We start from the raw sequence: 20,278 nt of genomic DNA on the forward strand, positions 1-20,278 counted from the left end.
AGAGGATGGCGATGTCGGAGGCGTTTCTCATCGGCGGTGCGCGCACCCCGGTCGGGCGGTACGGCGGGGCTCTGGCATCCGTTCGTCCCGATGATCTGGCCGCCCTCGTCGTGGCCGAAGCCGTGACGCGCGCGGGCGTGCCCGTCGACGCGATCGACGAGGTCATCCTCGGGGCCGCGAACCAGGCCGGCGAGGACAACCGCAACGTCGCCCGCTTGGCCGTGCTGCTCGCGGGACTGCCGGATGCCATCCCCGGCCTCACCGTCAACCGACTCTGCGCGTCGGGGATGAGCGCCATCGCCCTCGCTTCGCAGGCGGTGCGGTCGGGCGATGCCGACATCGTCGTCGCCGGCGGCGTCGAGTCGATGACCCGCGCGCCCTGGGTTCAGGCGAAGCCCGAGCGCGCGTGGGCGAAGCCCGGCGCCTCCTTCGACACCTCGATCGGCTGGCGCTTCACCAACCCGCGCCTCGCCGCGCGCGACAAAGCCACCTTCTCGATGCCCGAGACGGCCGAGGAGGTCGCCCGTGTCGACGCGATCACCCGCGCGGACGCCGACGCTTTCGCCCTGCGGAGCCACGAGCGGGCCGTGGCGGCTCAGGATGCCGGACGCTTCGCGAGCGAGATCGTCGCCGTGGACACGGGCCGAGGGGTGGTCGACGCCGACGAGGGTCCGCGCCGTGACACCTCGCTCGAGGCGCTGGCCCGACTCCGCCCGGTGGTCCAGGGCGGTGAGGTCGTCACGGCGGGCAACTCCAGCTCGCTCAACGACGGGGCCTCGGCCGTCGTCGTCGCCAGTGCCAGAGCGGTCGAACGCTACGGACTGCGACCCCGCGCGCGCCTCGTCTCGCACGCGTCGGCCGCTCTCGCGCCCGAGATCATGGGCCTCGGTCCCGTGCCCGCGACCGAGAAGGCCCTCGCGAAGGCCGGGCTCTCGGCATCCGACCTCGGCGCGGTCGAACTCAACGAGGCGTTCGCGTCGCAGTCGCTGGCGTGCATGCGACGGCTGGGACTCGACCCCGAGATCGTCAACGCCGACGGCGGCGCGATCGCCCTCGGTCATCCGCTCGGATCGAGCGGCAGCCGCCTGCTCGTGACGCTGCTCGGACGCCTCGAGCGCGAGAACGCCCGGTACGGGCTCGCGACCATGTGCGTCGGCGTCGGGCAGGGGACCGCGATGATCGTGGAGCGGGTCGATGGCTGAGCCGACGCGCGGGGCCGCCGCCGGCGCGAGCCGGACCCCCGAGATTGTCGACGGGACCGAGAGCCACGCCTCCCGTCTGCGCGTCGACGCCTTCGACGACCGCGTCATCGCGACCCTCGACCGCCCCGATCGCCGCAACGCGATCGATCAGGCCATGGTCGACGAGCTGCACGCGCTGTGCACCGAGCTCGAGCAGCGACCGCGCACGCTGATCCTCACCGGCGCCGGCGGGATCTTCGCCGCGGGGGCCGACATCGCGCAGTTGCGCGAGCGCACCGGCGACGACGCCCGCCGCGGCATCAACGCCACGGTGTTCGACCGCATCCGCCACCTGCCGATGCCCGTCGTCGCGGCCGTCGACGGCTTCGCCCTCGGCGGGGGAGCGGAGCTCGCCTACGCGGCCGACATCCGCATCGGCACACCCCGCGTGCGCTTCGGCAACCCCGAGCCCGGCCTCGGCATCATCGCCGCCGCCGGCGCCGCCTGGCGCCTGCCCGAGATCGTCGGCCACGCGCGCGCCAGCGAACTGCTGCTCACCGCGCGGGTGATCGACGCCGATGAGGCGCTCGCGTGGGGCCTGCTGTCGAGCATCCACGAGCCCGACGACCTGCGGGGCGCCGCCCACGCGATCGTCGACCGCATCGCCGCGAACTCCGTGCGGGCGACCGTGCTCACCAAGCGCGCGCTGCTCGCCCCCCGCGCCGAGCACCCCGCGATCGACGGAGAACTGCAGGCCGAGCTGTTCGACAGCGGCGACAAGCGCGCCCGCATGACCGCGTTCCTCGAGAGGAAGAAGAGATGACCCTTCCCGATTCCGCCCCCGCGGCATCGCTGCCCCCCACCATCGGCGTGCTCGGCGGGGGCCGGATGGGCGCCGGCATCGCCCATGCGTTCCTGCTCGCCGGCTCCCGCGTGCACGTCGTCGAGCGCGACGCCGACGCGGCCGATGCCGCACGCGAACGCGTCGAGACGGCCCTGCAGCGCTCGGCCGTGCGGGGCATCGAGACGCCGGATGCCACGGCCCTCACCACCGGAACCGACGCCGCCGCGTTCGCCGACGCCGGCCTCGTCGTCGAAGCCGTCCCCGAGGACCGCGCGCTGAAGATCGACGCCCTGACCCGCCTCGAGGCGGTCGTGTCGGATCGTGCGGTCGTGGCATCCAACACCTCGTCCATCTCGATCGACGCGCTCGCCGCGTCGCTCGCACGCCCCGCGCGTTTCGTCGGGCTGCACTTCTTCAACCCGGTGCCCGCCTCGGCGCTCGTCGAGGTGGTGACGGGGGCTGCGACCGACCCCGAGGTGGTCGAGGCCGCGAGGGTGTGGATCGCCGCGATCGGCAAGACCGCGGTGGTCGTCCGAGATGCGCCCGGATTCGCGTCGAGCCGCCTCGGCGTCGCCCTCGGCCTCGAAGCGATCCGGATGCTCGAGGAGGGCGTCGCCTCGGCCCACGACATCGACACGGCCATGGAGCTGGGGTACCGGCATCCGATGGGCCCCCTGCGCACGACCGACATCGTCGGACTCGACGTGCGCCTCGGCATCGCCGAAGAACTGGAGCGCGCCTTCGGTGCGCGTTTCACCCCGCCGGCGTTGCTGAAGAAGCTCGTCGACGCGGGGCACCTGGGCCGCAAGACCGGCCGCGGATTCTACGAATGGAGCGAATGATGACGTTTCTCCCGAGCTACGTGAAGGGCGCCTGGTGGACGCCCGTCGAGGATCCCGACGCCGCGGTCGTCCGTGACGCGTCGACGGGCGACGAAGTCGTCCGCGTCAGCACCACGGGTCTCGACCTCGCGGGCGCCGTCGCCTTCGCGCGCCGGGAGGGCCAGCGGAGCCTCGGCGCCCTCACCTTCCACCAGCGCGCGATGGTGCTGAAGAACCTCGCGATCGCGCTGAACGAGCGCCGCGAAGAGCTGTACGCGCTGTCGATGCGTTCGGGATCGACCCGCCGCGACTCGCTGAGCGACATCGACGGCGGCATCGGCGTGCTGTTCACCTTCTCGTCGAAGGCCCGCCGTGAGCTGCCCGCCGGAACGGTCGTGCTCGACGGGCCGGTCGAACCGTTGTCGAAGGACGGATCGTTCCTCGGGCGCCACGTGTACACGCGCCTCCCCGGCGTCGCGGTGCAGATCAACGCCTTCAACTTCCCGATGTGGGGGTCGCTCGAGAAGTTCGCCCCCGCGTTCCTCGCCGGCCTCCCCACGATCGTCAAGCCCGCGACGCCCACGGCGTACATCGCCGAGGCCTGGGTGCGCATGGTCGTCGAGACCGGCCTGCTCCCCGAGGGCTCGCTGCAGCTGGTCAGCGGCAGCGTTCCCGGCCTCTTCGACCTGCTCGACCTCGGCGACACCGTCGGTTTCACCGGCAGCGCCTCCACCGCCGAGCGCCTACGCGCCCAGGCGAAGCCCGGCGTGCGCTTCACGAGCGAGACCGATTCGATCAACGCCTCGATCCTCGGCCCCGACGCCGTGCCCGGCACCCCCGAGTTCGACGCGTACGTGAAGCAGCTGCTCGTCGAACTCACCACCAAGGCGGGGCAGAAGTGCACCGCGATCCGCCGCGCGATCGTGCCGGCGGGGACCACGGATGCCGTGGCCGCGGCGCTGCGCGAGAAGATCGCCGAACGCGTCGTCGTCGGCGACCCGCGCGTCGAGGGCGTGACTATGGGACCGCTCGTCTCGCGCGAGCAGCGCGACGAGGTGCTGCGGCAGGTCGCCGTGCTGCAGGACGCGGGCGGGCGTTTCGTCGTCGGGTCGGCGGAGGCCCCCGACGCGCGCGTGGCCGACGGCGCGAGCCCGGCCGACGGCGCCTTCCTCGAGCCCATGCTCCTGGCCTTCGCCGATGCCGCGACCCCGGCCGTCAACGACATCGAGGCCTTCGGACCGGTCGCGAGCATCGTCGAGTACACCGACGTCGCGGAGGCGGCGACCATCGTCGGCCGGGGCGGCGGCTCGCTCGTGACGAGCGTCGCGACCCACGACCCCGGTGTCGCCACCGAGCTGCTCACGCGCATGGGCGCGATGAACGGCCGCGTGCTCTTCCTCGACCGCGACGACGCCCGCACCTCCACCGGTCACGGCGCCCCCGTGCCGCACCTCGTGCACGGCGGACCCGGCCGCGCCGGCGGCGGCGAGGAGCTCGGCGGCATCCGCTCGGTCCTGCATTCGATGCAGCGCACCGCGATCCAGGGTTCGCCGCGCATGCTGACCGCGTTGACGGGGGTGTGGCATCCGGGAGCCGAGACCGACACCGCGGGGCGGCATCCGTTCCGCAAGCCCCTCTCCGACCTGCGGATCGGCGATGCCGTGGAGTCGGCCGAGCGGGAAGTCACCCTCGACGACATCGAGGTGTTCGCCAACTTCACCGGCGACACGTTCTACGCGCACATGGACGAGGAATCCGCCGCGGCGAACCCCTTCTTCCCGGGACGCGTCGCGCACGGCTACCTGCTCGTGTCGTGGGCGGCCGGGTTGTTCGTCGATCCCGCACCGGGTCCGGTGCTGGCGAACTCGGGCCTCGAGAACCTGCGCTTCGTCACCCCCGTCTCACCCGGCGACCGCATCCGCGTCGCTCTGACGGCGAAGCAGATCACCCCGCGCGAGACCGACGAGTACGGCGAGGTGCGGTGGGATGCCGTCATCCACAACCAGGACGACGAGATCGTCGCGCAGTACGACGTACTGACGCTCGTGGCGAAGACGTGGCAGCCCGCCGAGGTGCTGGTGTGAGCGCGCTCCGACCGATGATGCAGCGCGATCAGGCGTCGGCGATGCTCGCCATGGTCGTCGAGCACGACGCGCCGGGGGAGTCCCGCGTGTCGATGGCCGTGCGCGACGACATGCTCAACGGTTTCGCCATCACCCACGGCGGGCTCGTCTTCACCCTCGCCGACACGGCGTTCGCGATCGCGTGCAACGAAGACGAGCGCGTGACCGTCGCGGGCGGCGCCGACATCGCGTTCCTGAAGTCCACGACCGCGGGGCAGACGCTGACGGCGACCGCCGCCCGCCGCGCCCGGAGCGGGCGGACGGGCCTGTACGACATCCGGGTGACCGACGAGACCGGCGACCTCGTCGCCGAGGTGCGCGGGCGCAGCATCACGACGGATCGGCGTCCGCCGGCCGACTCCCGACCCGCCGCCACACCCGACCCCGAGCGCGACGCCGTGCTCTCCACCACGGAGGTGTCCCGATGACCATGACCGTTCCCTCGCGCCCCGACTTCCTGGCATCCGTCGATCCCACCGGCATCCCGCTCGAGAGCCTGCGCGCTCTGCAGCTCGAGCGCCTGCAGTGGACCGTGCGGCACGCCTACGACAACGTCGAGATGTACCGCCGCAAATTCGACGCCGCGGGCGTGCGCCCCGACGACATCCGTACCCTCGACGACATTCGGCTGTTGCCGTTCGCGACCAAGGCCGACCTGCGCGAGACCTACCCCTTCGGCATGTTCGCCGTGCCGATGGCCGAGGTTCGTCGCATCCACGCCTCGTCGGGCACGACCGGGCGCCCCACCGTGGTGGGCTACACCGCGGGTGACCTCGATCGCTGGGCCGATCTCGTCGCGCGCTCGCTGAGCGCCGCGGGCATCCGCGCGGGCGATCGCGTGCACAACGCGTACGGGTACGGGCTGTTCACCGGAGGGCTGGGTGCCCACGCGGGAATCGAGCGCCTCGGGGCGACCGTCATCCCGATGTCGGGTGGGCAGACCGCGCGCCAGGCGCAGCTCATCCAGGATTTCGCGCCCGACGCCATCCTCTGCACGCCGAGCTACCTGCTCACCATCGCCGACGCGCTGGAGTCCGCCGGCGTCGACCCGCGGTCCACGTCGCTGCGCGTCGCCGTGCTCGGCGCCGAACCCTGGACCAACGAGATGCGCCGGGAGATCGAGCGGCGCCTCGACGTCGTCGCCGTCGACATCTACGGCCTGAGCGAGGTGATGGGCCCGGGGGTGGCCAGCGAGAGCGCGCTCACCAAAGACGGCCCCCACGTGTGGGAGGACCACTTCCTGCCCGAGACGATCGACGGCGAGAGCGGCGCACCGGTGGCCGACGGAGAGCTCGGCGAACTGGTGTTCACCTCGCTCACCAAAGAGGCGTTCCCGGTCATCCGCTACCGCACCCGCGACCTCACCCGCTTGAAGCCGGGCACGGCGTTCCCGTTGATGCGACGCATCGAGAAGATCACCGGTCGCAACGACGACATGATCATCCTGCGCGGGGTGAATCTCTTCCCGACCCAGATCGAGGAGATCGTGATGGGCATCGAGACGCTCACCCCGCACTTCGTGCTCGAGCTGCGTCGAGAAGGACGAATGGATGCCATGACCGTCCGCATCGAACGGCACCCCGCCCTGCAGCGAGAGGTCTGCGAGGCCGCCGGTGTCGTGCTGCAGCAGCGGATCAAGGTGCTCATCGGCACGAGCGTCGACGTGAACGTCGAGGAGCCCGGTGCCCTGCCGCGCAGTGAGGGCAAGTACAAGCGGGTGTACGACCTGCGGTGACGGGCGCCCGGGCGCCGGGCCGACGTGGAGACCGCGGACCATCGTGGGGTCGCACCGGTCGGGCGCTCCACGGGCCCGGGAAGACGGCGGGGATCACGCCCGTTGCGGGGCGGCTCGCCCGCGGTTACACTTTTACTGAACGATCGGTCTGTAAAGGGAGTCGACGATGACGACAGCACTCACGACGGACGCCGCACTCGACGGCGAGGCGATGTTCGACGCCCTCATCGAGGCCGACGGACGCATCGAGCCCCGCGACTGGATGCCGGAGGGTTACCGCCGCACGCTGATCCGTCAGATCTCGCAGCACGCGCACTCCGAGATCATCGGCATGCAGCCCGAGGGAGCGTGGATCACGCGGGCGCCGAGCCTGAAGCGCAAGGCGATCCTGCTGGCCAAGGTGCAGGACGAAGCCGGACACGGCCTCTACCTCTACTCGGCGGCGCAGACCCTCGGCATCACCCGCGACGAGATGACGCAGCAGCTCGTCGACGGCAAGGCGCGGTACTCGTCGATCTTCAACTACCCGACCCCGACGTGGGCCGACATGGGCGCCATCGGCTGGCTCGTCGACGGCGCCGCGATCTGCAACCAGGTGCCGCTGTGCCGCGCCTCGTACGGACCCTACGGTCGCGCGATGGTGCGCATCTGCAAAGAGGAGTCGTTCCACCAGCGCCAGGGATTCGAGATCCTCCTCACACTCATGCAGGGCACCGACGCGCAGCGAGAGATGGCGCAGGACGCCGTGAACCGCTGGTACTGGCCGAGCCTGATGATGTTCGGTCCCCCCGACGACGACTCGCCCAACTCGGCGCAATCGACGGCGTGGAACATCAAGCGCTTCAGCAACGACGTGCTGCGTCAGCGGTTCGTGTCGATGCTCGTCCCGCAGGCGGCGGTGCTCGGGGTGACCCTGCCCGACCCCGACCTGCGCTTCAACGACGAGACGGGCCAGTACGACATGGGTGAGATCGATTGGAGCGAGTTCCAGGAGGTTCTCGCCGGCCGAGGCCCCCTCAACACCACGCGGCGCCAGCACCGTCGCGACGCGCACGAAGAGGGTGCGTGGGTGCGCGAAGCCGCCGCCGCGTACGCCGCGAAGAAGAGCGCGAAGGCGGCCGCCTGATGGCGACTCCCGGGGGGAGCCCCGCCGAGACCTGGCCCCTGTGGGAGGTCTTCGTGCGCGCCAACCGCGGCCTCAGCCACGTGCACGTGGGCTCGCTGCACGCGCCCGACGCCGAACTCGCCGTCCGCAACGCCCGCGACCTCTACACGCGTCGCGGTGAGGGCGTGTCGGTCTGGGTCGTGCCCTCGGATGCCGTGACCACGAGCGATCCGGGAGCCAAGGGCGCGTTCTTCGAGTCGCCGGCGGGCAAGAACTACCGGCACGCGGTGTACTACACCGCGTCCGAGGGGGTGCCGCACCTGTGAGCACGACGACGGATGTGTCGCGGGCGGTGCGATCGGCTGAGGGGTCTCCGTCGAGCGAAGCGCCGGCGGATGAGCTCGTCGACCCGGCTGGCGTGGGACACGGCGCTGACCCGCACGGCGACGACCCGCACGGCGACGTCTCGCTCGATGCCCGCGAGCTCGCCGCCGAACTGGCCGGCGGAGACGACCGCGCCACCGACCCCGACGTCGCCGCCTACGCGCTCGGTCTCGCCGACGACGCCCTGATCCTCGCGCAGAACCTCTGCGGCTGGATCGCGCGCGCCCCCGAGATCGAAGAAGATGTCGCGCTCGGCAACATCGCCCTCGACCTGCTCGGTCACGCGCGCTCCCTGCTGCGCTACGCCGGCAGCTACGACGGCCGCAGCGAAGACGATCTCGCCTACGAGCGCGACGAGGCGGAGTTCCGCTCGATGTGGCTGTTCGAGCTGCCGAACGGCGACTTCGCGCACACGATCGCCCGGCAGCTGCTCGCCTCGACGTACCTTCTCGAGCTGTACCGCGACCTCACGGCATCCACCGATCCGGTGCTCGCCGCCGTCGCCGCCAAGGCCGAGAAAGAAGTCGACTACCACCGCGATCACGCCGTGCAGTGGACGCTGCGGCTCGCCGGCGGAACCGAGGAGTCGCGGCAGCGGTTCCTGGTCGCCCTCGACGACACCTGGCCGTACCTCGACGAGCTGTTCCGCGACGAGCCGCTGCACGACCGGCTCGCCGGTGTCGCCGTGCGTCCCTCGAGTCTGCGGGGCCGTGTCGACGCGGTGCTCGCCACCGTGCTCGACGACGAAGACGTGCCCGTCCCCGCGGTTCCGGGTTCGTCGGCGGGTGGGCGCCGTGGCATCCATCACCCCGCCTTCGGACCGCTGATCGCCGAGATGCAGGTGCTCGCCCGCAGGCACCCGGGAGCGACGTGGTGAGCGTCGAGCACGCCCGCGCCGTGGCCGCCGCCGTCGTCGACCCCGAGGTGCCCGTGCTCACCATCGACGACCTCGGCGTGCTCCGCGACGTGCGGGTCGACGGCGACACGGTCACCGTGACGATCACCCCCACCTACTCGGGATGCCCCGCGGTCGACGCGATCCGCGACGACATCGTGCTCGCGCTCACCTCGGCCGGTTTCGACCGCACGATCGTGAAGACGACGCTGAGCCCCGCGTGGACGACCGACTGGATGAGCGACGAGGGCCGCCGCAAGCTCACCGCCTACGGCATCGCCCCGCCGTCGGGAAGGGCGCCCGCGGGGCCCATCCGTCTGCGCCTGAGCGTGGCGTGCCCGCAGTGCGGCTCGCTCGACACGCGCGAACTCTCGCGATTCGGCTCCACCTCGTGCAAAGCGCTCTGGGAGTGCCGCGCCTGCCTCGAACCCTTCGACCACTTCAAGGCGCTCTGATGACGATGACGGATGCCACGACCCCGGCCGCGACGCGCGGGCCGGCAACGGGTCCCCGTGCGCGCGCCCGGTTCCACACGCTGCGTGTCGCCGACGTGCGGCCCCTCACCCCCACCGCGATCGAGGTGACCTTCGCCGTCCCCGACGATCTCGTCGATGCCTTCGACTACGCGCCCGGACAGTACGTGGCGCTGCGCGCCACGGTCGAGGGAGAGGAACTCCGCCGCTCGTACTCGCTGTGCCGTCCGCCGACCCGGGGCGCGGTCAGCGTCGGCATCAAGCGCGATCCCGACGGCCGCTTCTCGAGCTGGGCGCACGAGGGGCTGCGCCCGGGAGATGAGGTCGAGGTGATGAGCCCGCAGGGCACGTTCGTCTCGAAGGCCTCCGTCGCCACGGGCCACGTCGTCGCGATCGCCGCCGGCTCCGGCATCACGCCGATCATGGCGATCGCCGCCGATGTGCTCGAGCGCTCCGCCGACGCCCGCATGACGATCGTCTACGCCAACCGCTCCTCGACCGACGTCATGTTCGTCGACGAGCTCGCCGACCTGAAAGACCGCTACCCGGCCCGCCTCACGCTGCACCACGTGCTCTCGCGCGAGCAGCGTGCCGCTCCGGTCTTCTCGGGGCGCATCGACGAAGAGCGCCTGCGCCTCATCCTGTCGCGGCTCATCGACCCCGCCGCCGTCGACGAGTGGTTCCTCTGCGGACCGTTCGCGCTCGTGGAACTCTGCCGCGAGACCCTCGCCGAGGTGGGAGTGCCGCGCGAGCGCGTGCGCTTCGAGCTGTTCACCGCGGGCGACGGCGACGCCCCGGCGCAGACCGGGGGAGCGCGCCCCGTGCGCGTCCGTGCCGACGAGCCGGTGCGCTCGATCGATTTCACGCTCGACGGGCAGTCCGCTCACGTCGACAGTCCGGTCTCGGCGAACGAGACGATCCTCGCGGCAGCCCTGCGCGTGCGCCCCGACGTGCCCTTCGCCTGCGCGGGGGGCGTCTGCGGCACGTGCCGTGCGCGGGTGGTCGAGGGAGCCGTGTCGATGACCGAGAACTACGCGCTCGAACCCGACGAGATCGAGCGCGGGTACGTGCTGACGTGCCAGTCGCACCCGACGTCCGACACCGTGCGCGTCGACTACGACGGATGAGAGGGATGCCGTGATCGACGACGTCTTCGCCGATGGTGTGACCACCATCACCCTGAACGCTCCGTCGCGACGCAACGCGCTCGGCATCGACGACCTGCGCGCGCTCGCCGCGGCCTACGACCGCGCCGAGGCCGACGGTGCGCGCGCCGTGCTGCTGCGCGGGGAGGGCCCCGCGTTCTGCGCCGGCCGCGACATCGCCGGCGTCGACCCGGCGACCGACGACGTGTCGGGGTACCTCGACGACACGCTGGCGCCGCTGCTGCAGCGCATGGCGTCTTTCCCGGCGCCCACGTTCGCCGCCGCCCACGGGGCGTGCCTCGGCGTGGGCCTGGGCCTGCTCATCGCCACCGACGTCGTGTTCGTCGCCGACGACGCCAAGATCGGCTCTCCTTTCGCTGCCCTGGGCGCGACCCTCGACTCGGGGGGCCACGCGCTCTTCGTCGAGCGTCTCGGTACCCACGCCACGCTCGACCTCATCTACACGGGCCGCCTGCTGACGGGCGAGGAGGCCGTACGCGCGGGACTCTTCTCGCGGGTGGTTCCGGCATCCGAGATCCAGGATGCCGTCGCCCTCGCCGCCCGTCGCGCGGCGAGGGGGCCGACGGCGGCGTTCCTCGCCAGCAAGCGGATCGTGACCGCGATCCGCGACGAGCGACGGGGGCTGTGGGAGGCCATGACGCTCGAGAACCGTGCGCAGGCCTCCCTCGCTCGAACGGACGATTATCGCGAGGGTTTCGCGGCGTTCCGAGAGAAGCGTGCGCCGGAATTCGTCGGCCACTGATCCGGCGGCGACCGACGAGGTCACCGTGCGAGGGGCTGTCGCTGGGCGACGCATCGTGAGAGGGGAGCGGTGACCGCGGTGCGTTTCTCGGCCGGACGCGATGCGCAGCGCGTCGCTGCACGCCGGGATTGATTGAATCGGCTCATGTCGACCGATGAAGACGACGAACTCGCCCGCCTGCGCCGCCGCGCGTACTCGCCGACGGCGGACATCGCCTCCGACCCGGTGGCGCTCGCGCGGCTCGCGGAGCTCGAGCGGCGCGCCGCCGAACCCGCCGATCCTTCCTCTGCCGAGACCGATGAGGGCGGGGGCGCCTCGACCGACGACGTCGCCGATGCGGCGCCGTCCGACGCCGACTCGTCGGGCGCCCGCTGGATCACGTGGTCGCGCCCGCGTCGGTCGACGATCGTCCTGGCGATCGTCAGCGCCCTCGTGATCGTCGTGGTGGTGGTGGCGCTCGTGCTGGTGCAGCGGGTGCAGACGCACCCCCTGCAGGCCGATGCCGTCCAGGTGGCCCGCCTGAGCCCTGACCCGTCGTACGTCACGCCGGACTTCTTCACGGCGGGAGCCCCCGGGGGGACCGTGGCGTACACCGAGTTCCAGGGCTTCCGCGTCGTCGTCGCCGACCCGGCTCGCACCGACGGCCGCGGCGTGGCCTGCATCACGGTGTACCAGCCCGACCTGCTCACGGTCGAAGGGGGCGGGGCGTTCTCGTACGACGGCCAGTACGTTCCCCAGGCCTGCGCCGCCGGCACGTTCCCCGCGGCGACCACCATCCGCCTCTTCGACGACGCACCCGAGCGGGAGCGCACCGAGTACCCGGCGGACACCGCGCTGCAGTTCGTATACGACGAGCAGACCGATGAGGTCGTGGTCTTCCGGGGCTGATCCCGGCCGCACCCGCGCGCACACGACGATGCCCCGGCACGCGGCCGGGGCATCGATCGCGGGGCAGGACGTCAGGCGGCGGTGGTCACCGCGAACTGCACCGAGCCCTGCGGGTCGATCTGCGCGTCGAGCACGCGGTCGTCGAGGACGGCTGCGGCGTCGGCGTCGAGGAAGACGCGCGCTCCGGCGCTCTCGACCACGGCGTCGTTCGCTTCGGGGGCGTCGACCACCGACAGCGCGAACTGCGACTCGGGGGATCCCGCGCCCTCGATGCGGACGCCACCCTGCGGCGCGTCCGGGAACTGGGCGGTGATGGTCTTGACGGCGGTCGTGGCCTCATCGGTGAGTGTCAGCATGGTGACTCTCCTTCTTTGTCGACGACAGGAGCCAGCCACGATGCCGAGAATCGACGGCGTCCTCAACCTGGGGAAGCCATTTCCAGGCAATTCCCACCGGGCCGCCGGGGGTCAGGGGAGCAGCCCCGCGCGCCGCGCGCGGGTGACGGCGGCGTGGCGCGTCGAGGCGTCGAGCTTCGACATCGCCGAGGCGAGGTACGACTTCACGGTGGTCTCGCGGAGCTGCAGAGAGGCGGCGATCTCGCTGTTCGTCGAGCCCACGGCCGCGCACGCGAGCACGTCGATCTCGCGGGGCGAGAGATGCACGTCGGGGTCTTCGCATCTCGCGGGAGCGTCGCCGGTCAGGGCGGCCAAGCGTGCCTCGAGGTCTTCGAGGCGCCGGCGCACGTCATCGTCGCCGACGGTCGCCGCGATGCTCCGCAGTTGCGCGTAGCTCTCGCGGATCTCTTCGCGCGCGCCCGTGCTGAGGCCGCTCTCGGAGGCGGGGGAGGTGGCGAGGCGACGTTCGACCTCGGCGCGCACGCGCAGTTCGGTTCCGAGCTCGCCGGCGACGTCGAACGCGGGCCGCGCCTCGACCTCGCCGACCTGCGACTGGGCCCATGATCCGCAGTAGAGCACCCCGCGCGCGGTGCCGCCGACCAGCACGGGGACGGCGAACAGGGTGGCGATGCCCTCGCCGAGGATGGCGCGGTCGTAGTCGTGCGTGATCGTCCGCGACGTGCGGTAGTCGAGGGTCATGCGTGGCCGACGCTCGACGAGGGCGCGTCCGCCGAGGCCGCGGGACGCGTGGACCACGAGGCCCTCGATGCTGCGCGTGCGGGCTCCGACGATGGTCGAGACGTGCACGGCGCCGTCGTGCTCGAGCCCGCCGAAGGCGACGGGGAAGTGGGTGCGCCGGGCGAGTTCGGCCACGGCATGCGACACGAGCGTCGCATCGTCTCGAAGAGGGGACGGTGCTTTCACGCACTACCTACTTCCGGGGGTGACGGCTTCGTCGCCGCGTTTCGTAGCGTCGACAGTATCACCGGGAGCGTTTCCACGACCCCGGTCGTATCCCCCATCGGCGCAACGCTGCGCCGGTCCCATGAGGCAAGGAGGCCACATGACGGACAGAAGGATCGACCCTGCCCCCGGGGGCGGAGTCGACTACATCGCGGTCGAAGAATCGGCACCGTTCCAGGACCTGAAGAGGCGTCAACGCCGCTTCGTGTTCCCTCTCGCGGTGGCGTTCCTCGTCTGGTACTTCGCCTACGTCCTGCTGTCGTCGTTCGCTCCGGCGTTCATGGCGCAGCCGGTGTCGGGGGCGATCACGGTCGGACTCGTGCTCGGGCTGGGACAGTTCGTCACGACGTTCGCCATCACGATGGGCTACGTCGCCTACGCCAACCGTCGGCTCGACCCGCGCGCCGAGGCCCTGCGCGCTGAGATCGAGCGCACGGAACGGGGGGAGTCGTGAACGACGTCGTCGCCACCGTCACCGCCGCGGTCGACACCGTGGAGAACAACCCGGTCCTGAACATCTCGATCTTCGGCGCGTTCGTCGCCGTGACGCTGTTCATCGTCATCCGGGCCAGCCGCAACAGCAAGACCGCGGCCGACTACTACGCGGCCGGCCGCTCGTTCACCGGCCCGCAGAACGGCTTCGCCATCGCCGGCGACTATTTGTCGGCGGCGTCGTTCCTCGGCATCGTGGGCGCGATCGCCATCAACGGCTACGACGGCTTCCTCTACTCGATCGGCTTCCTCGTCGCGTGGTTGGTCGCGCTGCTGCTGGTGGCCGAGCTCATGCGCAACACCGGCAAGTTCACGATGGCCGACGTGCTGTCGTTCCGCCTCAAGGAGCGCCCCGTCCGCATGGCCGCGGCCCTCACCACCCTCGCGGTCTGCTTCTTCTACCTGCTGGCCCAGATGGCGGGCGCCGGTGGTCTGGTCTCGCTGCTGCTCGGCATCACCGAGCGCGTCGGGCAGTCGATCGTCGTCGCGGTCGTCGGCCTGCTCATGATCGTCTATGTGCTCATCGGCGGCATGAAGGGCACCACGTGGGTGCAGATCGTGAAGGCGTTCCTGCTCATCGGCGGGGCGCTGGTCATGACGATCTGGGTGCTCGCGATCAACGGCTTCAGCCTGAACACCCTGCTCGAAAGCGCGGTGGCCGCCTCTCCTAAGGGGGAGGCGATCCTCGGACCCGGCCTGCAGTACGGCGCGAACCCGTGGGACTTCATCTCGCTCGCCCTCGCCCTCGTGCTGGGCACCGCGGGGCTTCCGCACGTGCTCATGCGCTTCTACACCGTGCCGACCGCCAAAGAGGCGCGTCGTTCGGTGGTGTGGGCCATCTGGCTGATCGGGATGTTCTACCTCCTTACGCTGGTCCTGGGGTACGGCGCGGGCGCGCTCGTGGGCTCCGAGGCGATCCTCGCCGCTCCCGGCGGCGTGAATGCGGCGGCACCGCTGCTCGCTCTGGCGCTGGGCGGACCGCTGCTGCTGGGCTTCATCTCGGCGGTGGCGTTCGCGACCATCCTGGCGGTCGTGGCCGGTCTCACGATCACCGCGGCGGCCTCGTTCGCGCACGACATCTACGCCAACGTCGTGAAGAAGGGCGACGTTCCGCCTGACGGCGAGGTCAAGGTGGCCCGGCGCACGGTGATCGTCATCGGCGTGCTGGCGATCGTCGGAGGTATCGGCGTGCAGGGGCAGAACGTGGCGTTCCTGGTGGCGCTCGCTTTCGCCGTCGCCGCCTCGGCCAACCTGCCCACGATCCTGTTCTCGCTGTTCTGGCGTCGCTTCACCACGCGCGGCGCCGTGTGGAGCATGTACGGCGGTCTGGCTTCGGCTCTGCTGTTGATCTTCCTCTCGCCGGTGTTCTGGGGTGGGCCCACCAGCGTGTTCGCGAACACCGGGGTGGCCATCTGGCCGCTGAACAACCCCGGTGTCGTCTCGATCCCGCTCGGGTTCTTCCTGGGGTGGCTCGGCTCGGTCACCTCGCGCACGGCCGAGGACCGCGGCAAGGCCGCCGAGATGGAGGTGCGTTCGCTCACCGGTTTCGGGGCCGAGAAGGCCTCCGACCACTGACCGCTTCGACGCCCGGTTCCGCTCCGGCGGGCCGGGCGTCGTCGCGTCCGTCGTCAGACGGGTTCGCTCAACGACTCCGAGGCCACCGCCGCGCTCTCGAGCGAGAGCAGGTATTGCTTCACCTCGGGGTGACCGCCGTACTCGCCGATCGAGCCGTCGGCGCGCACCACGCGATGCACCGGGACCACGATCGAGAACGGGCTCGCCGCGCAGGCGGTACCCACCGCACGCGCGGCGCGGGCGACGCCGGCCATCATCGCCACCTCGCCGTAGGCGGCGACCTCGCCGTAGGGGATCTCGCGCGTCGCCTCGAGCGCGGCCCGCGTGAAGCCGCGCACGAAACGCCAGTCGAGGTCGACGTCGAACTCCCGACGGCGCCCGTCGAAGTACTCGTCGAGTTGAGCGACGAGGTCGGCGCCGGGGCCGGGATCGGGGTCGGGCACCACGCCCAGTCGCTGGGAGATGTCGGCTCGGGCTCGCTCGATGCCGCCGTGCGCCATGTCGAGTCGCACGAGGGCGTCGTCGACGAACGTCAGGAGGACGGGCCCGATCGGACTGTCGTACTCGGTGCTGGTGACTCTGTTCATGCGCCCATCTTCACGAGGCGGAGGTGGCGGTGCAGCGGCGTTCCCGCGAATGGTGGACGACGCCGCCATGTCGCCACCTGGGGAGGAACCGCCGGTGGTGCGGCGTGTCGCCGATTACGGCGAAACTCGGCCCCACTACAGGAGATCCTCGGATGCCCGGCTTAGTCTGGCAGGTGTGTGGCGAGCTGAGGAGGGTACCGTGATCGGTGCCGACGAAGACGGTCCGGCAGCGACCGTCGACCCGGCGGAGCTGCGGCTGTCGGAGCCCGGGATCGTGGTGCGGCACGTCGCCGACCCGGAACGCGATCGCATCCGCGCGGAAGCTGCCGCCCTGGGCGGGCGTTCGACTCTGCTGCGCTTCGACGACGCGCTCGACGCGGGCATCGACATCACCAAGGCGCACCCCGGTTCGCTCCCGCAGTTCATCACCGGGCGCGCCACCATGCTCTCGAACCTCTTCCGCGACGAGGTGGCGCTGCGCACCGCCCGCATGGCCGCGGAGCGCATCACCGCCAAGAACGTCGAGCTGCGCACCGCCCGCGGTCTCGAGCCCGTCCACCTGGCCGTCGGTCTCGCCGCCTGGAAGATCGGGGGAGTGGAGTGGTCGGCGCCCGTGCTGCTGCGTCCGCTCGCCATCCGTCGTCACCACGGCGACTTCGAACTCAAGCTCCACGGCGCCTTCGTGATGAACCCCGAGCTCGCGCGCGCCTTCCGCACGCACCTCGGCATCCAGATCGACAGCGCGGCCCTCGCCGGGCTCGCGTACGACCAGGGCGTGTTCAAGCCGCAGCCGGTCATCGACCACATCCGCCGGCTCACCACGCACGTGCCCACCTTCGTCGTCCACCCGCGCCTGGTGATCTCGTCGTTCGCCGATGTCAGCTCGGGCATGGTGCGCGACACGCAGCACCTCGACGACACCCTGCTGAACGCGCTCGCCGGTCACCCCGACGACCGGGCCCGCGTCACCGTCCGCCGCGACGAGCCGGTGATCGTCAGCCCCGACGAGCGCACCCCCGCGGCCGACACCCTGCTGCTCGACGCCGACGCCGAGCAGGAGCGCGTGCTCGCGCGCATCGCCGCGGGGCACTCGCTCGCGGTGCACACGCTGCCGGGCACCGGCGGCACGCAGACCGTGATCAACGCCATCGGCCAGCTCGTGCACGACAACAAGCGCGTGCTCGTGGTGAGCGCTCGGCGCTCGACCCTCGACGGCATCCGCCACCGCCTCGCCGGTGTCGGCCTGGCCGGTCTCGCCGTCTCACCGCACCACGTACGCCGCGACCTCATCCGCGCGATCGGTCGCAACGAGAAGGCCGAGCAGCCCAAGGTCGCCGAGATCGACGACGCCCTCGTGCGCCTTCGCACGGTGCTGCGCGACTACCGCTCGGCCGTGACCGAGCCGCACCTGGCGCTGGGCGTCTCGGCGCTCGATGTGCTGCGCGCGCTCACCTCGCTGGCATCCCAGTCCCCGGCGCCCTCGACCGAGGCGCGTTTCGACCTCACGACGCTCGAGCGTCTCGCCGGTCGCCGCGACGCCGCCGCGCGCGCCCTCGCGATGGCCGCCCGCCTGGGTGAGTTCCGCTTCGGTCCCGACGATTCGCCCTGGTACGGAGTGAGTTTCACGCGCACCGAAGACGCGCGCGCCGCGCACGAGCTGGCCGGCAAGCTCCACGCGCAGGACGTTCCCCGTCTGCTGGAGCGCGGCTACGAACTCATCGCCCAGACGCGCATGCGGCCGTTCCAGACGGTCTCCGAGCTCGGCGCCTACCTCAAGCTGCTGCACGGCATCCGCGAGTCGCTCGATCGCTTCAGCCCCAGCGTGTTCGAGCGTCCGCTCGGCGAACTCATCGACGCGCACTCCCCGCGCCGCGACGCCTCGGCCATGAGCGGTCCGAACCGCCGCCGGCTCAAGCGCCTGTCGAAGGAGTACGTGCGCCCCGGGGTGCATGTCACCGACATGTACGAGGCGCTCGTGCGCATTCAGCAGCAGCGCACCGAGTGGCAGCGCGTCGTCGAAGCGGGCGTCACCCCCGAGGTGCCGCTGGGCCTGGCCGACGTGCACGTCGCCTGGCAGCGCACCGACGCCCTGCTCGGCGAGCTCGACCAGATCCTCGGCCGTCAGGGCTCCGACCGCCTCGCGACCCTGCCCGTGCAGCGTCTCGTGCGGACGCTGGCGGGCCTCGCGGCCGAGTCCACCTTCTTCGACAACCTCGTCGAGCGCGCACAGCTGCGCTCCGAGCTGGCCCGTCTGGGCCTGGAGCAGCTGCTCGTCGAGCTGTCGGTGCGCCATGTTCCCGAGGAGCGCGTGGGCGCCGAACTCGAGTTCGCCTGGTGGCAGTCGGCGCTCGAGCACCTCCTGCGCACCGATCGCGCGCTGCTGGGGGCCAACACGAGCGTCGTCGACCGCCTCGAGCGCGACTTCCGCCTGGTCGACGAGGCGCACGCCGCCGCCGCCGGTCCGCTCCTGGCCGCCCAGCTCGCCACGCAGTGGCGCATCGGCATCGTCGATCACGCCGACGAGGCCGCCGCGCTGAAGCGTTCGCTGAAAGACGGCCTGCACACCGCTCAAGAGATCTCGGATGCCGCTCCCACCCTGCTGCGCACGCTCGCGCCGGTGTGGCTGGCGTCGCCGTACGAAGTGCCCGACGTGCCGTGGGACCTCGCGTTCGACGTCGTGATCGTGGCGGATGCCGCCGCCCTCTGCCTCACCGAGGCCACGCCGGCCCTGCGCCGGGCGCACCAGGTCGTGCTCTTCGGCGACCCCGTGGTGCAGAAGCCCACGCCGTTCCGCGTCAGCGCATCGGTGGCCCCCGTCCCCGATGAGGCCGACGAGGTGCCGTTCGATGAGATCTCGGTCTTCGAGCGCATCGCGGAGCTCTTCCCCGTCGAGACCCTCACGCGCAGCTACCGCGCGGGCGGCGAAGACCTCTCGCAGCTGGTGAACGACGCGTTCTACGGTGGCGAGATCGTGTCGCTGCCCTGGGCCGGGTCGTATCTCGGCCGCGGCAGCCTCAGCGTCGACTACGTCGAGGGCGGTGTCGGCGCCCCCGACCCCATCAGCGGTGCCGTCGAGAGCCCCGATGCCGAGGTCGCCCGCGTGGTGACCCTCGTGGTCGAGCACGCCGTCAACCGCGCGTCCGAGTCGCTCATGGTCGTCACGGCCAGCCGCACGCACGCCGAGCGCGTGCGCGCGTCGGTGGTGGCCGCTCTGGCCGGTCGCTCCGACGTCGCCGAGTTCGTCTCGCGCGACGCGGCAGAGCCCTTCTCGGTGCTGACCCTCGAAGAGTCGGTGGCCGAGAGTCGCGACCGCGTGATCTTCTCGCTGGGCTTCGGCCTGACCCGTCACGGTCGCGTGCTGAGCGACTTCGGCGACCTGTCGACCCCCGACGGTGAGCGTCTGCTCACGGTGGGCATGACGCGCGCGCGGCGTTCGATGGTGATCGTGTCGTCGATCCGCCCGTCGTCCTTCGATGACGGACGCCTCGAGCACGGGGCGGCGACGCTCATGGGCATTCTCGGAAACCTCGCGGCGCGTGGTCGCGAGAGCCGGCTCGAAGACCTCGCCGACCCGCTCACGCGGGCCCTCGCGCGCGAGCTCCGACGCTTCGGCGTCGAGGTCGACGTCGACTATCACGGACTCCTGCCGCTTGTGGCGCGATACCGGGGCAAGGCCGTCGTCGCCGAGAGCGATCCCGAGACGATCGGGGAGTCCCTGCGCGAGACGCTGCGTCTGCGCCCGCAGATCCTGCGTCGCCTGGGCTGGCATTACGTGCGCGTGCACGCGTTCGACCTGTACAGCGATCCCGCCGGTGTGGCGTCGCGCATCGCCGAGCTGCTGGGGGCCGCCCCCGCAGACGCCGCCACGCCCGACACGACCACCGAGCCGCTCGATCTTCCCGGTTGAGC

19 protein-coding genes are annotated in these 20,278 nt (G+C 71.4%); 16 read left to right on the forward strand and 3 right to left on the reverse strand.

What is annotated here, in order from left to right; all coding sequences use genetic code 11:
* Window positions 1-11: 11 nt before the first annotated feature.
* From IFU40_RS13805 to IFU40_RS13865, 13 genes are all read left to right on the forward strand, one after another.
* Complete coding sequence (locus IFU40_RS13805; RefSeq protein WP_191926691.1) at window positions 12-1,202, forward strand: thiolase family protein; 1,191 nt, start codon at window positions 12-14, stop codon at window positions 1,200-1,202.
* Window positions 1,195-2,004, forward strand: coding sequence for an enoyl-CoA hydratase/isomerase family protein (locus IFU40_RS13810; RefSeq protein WP_249404230.1), 810 nt, complete (start codon window positions 1,195-1,197; stop codon window positions 2,002-2,004). The genes IFU40_RS13805 and IFU40_RS13810 overlap by 8 nt, the downstream gene beginning before the upstream one ends.
* Window positions 2,001-2,867: a 3-hydroxyacyl-CoA dehydrogenase family protein gene (locus tag IFU40_RS13815; RefSeq protein ID WP_191926692.1), complete on the forward strand. Its 867-nt coding sequence runs from the start codon at window positions 2,001-2,003 to the stop codon at window positions 2,865-2,867. Before IFU40_RS13810 ends, IFU40_RS13815 begins: the two co-directional genes overlap by 4 nt.
* Entirely contained in the window at window positions 2,864-4,930 is a 2,067-nt protein-coding gene (paaZ, locus tag IFU40_RS13820; RefSeq protein ID WP_191926693.1) for a phenylacetic acid degradation bifunctional protein PaaZ, read from the forward strand. Before IFU40_RS13815 ends, paaZ begins: the two co-directional genes overlap by 4 nt.
* Window positions 4,927-5,397 (forward strand): hydroxyphenylacetyl-CoA thioesterase PaaI, encoded by a 471-nt coding sequence (gene paaI / locus IFU40_RS13825; protein ID WP_342343535.1) that lies wholly within the window; start codon window positions 4,927-4,929, stop codon window positions 5,395-5,397. Before paaZ ends, paaI begins: the two co-directional genes overlap by 4 nt.
* Window positions 5,394-6,704, forward strand: a complete 1,311-nt coding sequence (locus tag IFU40_RS13830; RefSeq protein ID WP_191926694.1) for an AMP-binding protein — start codon at window positions 5,394-5,396, stop codon at window positions 6,702-6,704. Before paaI ends, IFU40_RS13830 begins: the two co-directional genes overlap by 4 nt.
* Window positions 6,705-6,870: 166 nt before the next feature.
* Window positions 6,871-7,830, forward strand: coding sequence for a 1,2-phenylacetyl-CoA epoxidase subunit PaaA (gene paaA / locus IFU40_RS13835; protein WP_191926695.1), 960 nt, complete (start codon window positions 6,871-6,873; stop codon window positions 7,828-7,830).
* Complete coding sequence (gene paaB, locus IFU40_RS13840) at window positions 7,830-8,135, forward strand: 1,2-phenylacetyl-CoA epoxidase subunit PaaB (RefSeq protein WP_055838158.1); 306 nt, start codon at window positions 7,830-7,832, stop codon at window positions 8,133-8,135. The genes paaA and paaB overlap by 1 nt, the downstream gene beginning before the upstream one ends.
* Before the next feature lie 92 nt (window positions 8,136-8,227).
* Window positions 8,228-9,070, forward strand: coding sequence for a 1,2-phenylacetyl-CoA epoxidase subunit PaaC (gene paaC / locus IFU40_RS13845; protein ID WP_191926696.1), 843 nt, complete (start codon window positions 8,228-8,230; stop codon window positions 9,068-9,070).
* Window positions 9,064-9,543, forward strand: a complete 480-nt coding sequence (gene paaD, locus IFU40_RS13850; RefSeq protein WP_055838153.1) for a 1,2-phenylacetyl-CoA epoxidase subunit PaaD — start codon at window positions 9,064-9,066, stop codon at window positions 9,541-9,543. The genes paaC and paaD overlap by 7 nt, the downstream gene beginning before the upstream one ends.
* Entirely contained in the window at window positions 9,543-10,688 is a 1,146-nt protein-coding gene (gene paaE, locus IFU40_RS13855) for a 1,2-phenylacetyl-CoA epoxidase subunit PaaE (RefSeq protein WP_191926697.1), read from the forward strand. The genes paaD and paaE overlap by 1 nt, the downstream gene beginning before the upstream one ends.
* A gap of 10 nt (window positions 10,689-10,698) precedes the next feature.
* Window positions 10,699-11,469, forward strand: a complete 771-nt coding sequence (locus IFU40_RS13860; protein WP_191926698.1) for an enoyl-CoA hydratase-related protein — start codon at window positions 10,699-10,701, stop codon at window positions 11,467-11,469.
* Between the two features lie 144 nt (window positions 11,470-11,613).
* The gene (locus IFU40_RS13865; RefSeq protein ID WP_191926699.1) at window positions 11,614-12,357 is read left to right on the forward strand and encodes a hypothetical protein; all 744 of its coding nucleotides are present in this window, start codon (window positions 11,614-11,616) and stop codon (window positions 12,355-12,357) included.
* Between the two features lie 71 nt (window positions 12,358-12,428).
* Here the strand turns inward: IFU40_RS13865 and IFU40_RS13870 are convergent, their stop codons facing one another.
* Both IFU40_RS13870 and IFU40_RS13875 read right to left on the reverse strand, forming a co-directional pair.
* Window positions 12,429-12,713, reverse strand: coding sequence for a Fe-S cluster assembly protein HesB (locus tag IFU40_RS13870; RefSeq protein WP_191926700.1), 285 nt, complete (start codon window positions 12,711-12,713; stop codon window positions 12,429-12,431).
* A 111-nt stretch (window positions 12,714-12,824) separates the two neighbouring features.
* Window positions 12,825-13,676 (reverse strand): helix-turn-helix transcriptional regulator, encoded by an 852-nt coding sequence (locus IFU40_RS13875; protein ID WP_055838134.1) that lies wholly within the window; start codon window positions 13,674-13,676, stop codon window positions 12,825-12,827.
* A gap of 139 nt (window positions 13,677-13,815) precedes the next feature.
* On the opposite strand from IFU40_RS13875, the gene IFU40_RS13880 reads away from it, so the two are divergent.
* Window positions 13,816-14,169: a DUF485 domain-containing protein gene (locus IFU40_RS13880; RefSeq protein WP_191926701.1), complete on the forward strand. Its 354-nt coding sequence runs from the start codon at window positions 13,816-13,818 to the stop codon at window positions 14,167-14,169.
* The gene (locus IFU40_RS13885) at window positions 14,166-15,782 is read left to right on the forward strand and encodes a solute symporter family protein (protein WP_055838129.1); all 1,617 of its coding nucleotides are present in this window, start codon (window positions 14,166-14,168) and stop codon (window positions 15,780-15,782) included. Before IFU40_RS13880 ends, IFU40_RS13885 begins: the two co-directional genes overlap by 4 nt.
* Window positions 15,783-15,835: 53 nt before the next feature.
* Here IFU40_RS13885 and IFU40_RS13890 read toward each other — a convergent pair whose 3' ends face one another.
* A complete protein-coding gene (locus tag IFU40_RS13890) occupies window positions 15,836-16,369 on the reverse strand; it encodes a methylated-DNA--[protein]-cysteine S-methyltransferase (RefSeq protein ID WP_191926702.1) in 534 nt (177 codons plus the stop codon).
* Between the two features lie 199 nt (window positions 16,370-16,568).
* Between IFU40_RS13890 and IFU40_RS13895 the strand changes: the two genes are divergently transcribed.
* Window positions 16,569-20,276, forward strand: a complete 3,708-nt coding sequence (locus IFU40_RS13895; protein ID WP_191926703.1) for an AAA family ATPase — start codon at window positions 16,569-16,571, stop codon at window positions 20,274-20,276.
* The last annotated feature ends 2 nt before the right edge of the window (window positions 20,277-20,278 follow it).

The sequence above is a fragment of the Microbacterium sp. CFBP 13617 genome (assembly GCF_014839445.1).
Classification (GTDB): domain Bacteria; phylum Actinomycetota; class Actinomycetes; order Actinomycetales; family Microbacteriaceae; genus Microbacterium.